The sequence below is a fragment of the Paenibacillus dendritiformis genome (assembly GCF_015845845.1).
GTDB lineage: Bacteria > Bacillota > Bacilli > Paenibacillales > Paenibacillaceae > Paenibacillus_B > Paenibacillus_B dendritiformis_C.
The window spans coordinates 1-1057 of sequence record NZ_LDIG01000178.1 but is presented as its reverse complement, the minus strand read 5'-3'; the positions used below and the strand labels follow the sequence as shown (position 1 = coordinate 1057).

At 49.5% G+C, this 1057-nt stretch carries 2 protein-coding genes; both read right to left on the bottom strand.

Going from position 1 to position 1057, the window contains the following annotated elements:
• Nucleotides 1-163: 163 nt before the first annotated feature.
• Nucleotides 164-568: a PAAR-like protein gene (locus tag ABD76_RS18590; protein WP_197258680.1), complete on the bottom strand. Its 405-nt coding sequence runs from the start codon at nt 566-568 to the stop codon at nt 164-166.
• A gap of 6 nt (nt 569-574) precedes the next feature.
• The coding region (locus ABD76_RS18585; RefSeq protein ID WP_197258679.1) for a hypothetical protein at nt 575-1057 on the bottom strand (483 nt) is incomplete at its 5' end.

The following is a 1057-nucleotide window of genomic DNA, read 5'->3' as shown; positions in this document are numbered from 1 at the left end:
TGGTCCTTGTAATTTGAAGCTTCTCTATATGCTGAGGCTGAAAGGAACCGTAGAAACGCAGACTTTCATACCCGATTCCGTTATGTACTACACTCAAGTGAGTTCATGTCTCCTTCCGGCTCTCGAAACTTGACGGCTTGGAAACAGAACCTTAATCCAACTCCTACCCGTCATTTTCGATTTGGATATGACCACAATATAGACACTGTAGGGTGCAGTTCTGCGTCAAGGCAGGCTGCCCCTCGATCTTCACATCACTTTTCCCGTTCAGCCATGGCATAGTCAGCACCGGAACACACGGAGCCTTCTTCACGCCATAAATGTCTACCATCTCGCTGGCCTGTACCGCTGGATTGAGCAGACTGGAGCAATTCCCGAAAGACTCAATGTTCACCCCCGGCACGTAATCTCCAATATTCAATTGTGCTTTGTTTTTTATGTAGACGCCATGGCTAAATGGCCTTTTCAAACGGGTAGGCTGCGTACCATAACTACAGCTTACGATCGCTCCTGCCACGACATAGCTTTTTTTCGCGCCGCTTCCCGGTCTTACCTGCGTATTTTCCACCTTACTCTATCCTCCTGTCTCCATCTCGACTCTTTGTACTCGAATGCCGGTAAAGAATCGCCGCAGCAAGCTTTCCGCCACAGCCAAATCGATATAGATATGAGGTTCGATAAGCCCCTTAATCCGAAAAACAGGCGACTCCACCTCCCCCCGTCTCAGTACCAAACGCTTTAATGTCTGATTGGGGTACCATTCCGTCTGTGCGGACAAACAGTCCTCCAACGGCGGACGAAGCAACCAGTATACATCCTGTCTGGCCTGCTGGAAATCGGTCAGGATGGCCGCTCTCCATTCCAGTCCCGGCATATATTTCTCCAATAATGCTTTCATCCGATCCGACACCAGCGGCAGAGGAAATTCCAAAAAATCCGGGTACACTGTTTGTGGATCGGCACGTACAGTTAGAAAAAGAGAAGCCTCCTGTTGTTTCTGTCCCTGGGTCTCCGTCAGGATATCTCTTACTTGCAAAGGAGACATCGCAGCAGGCTC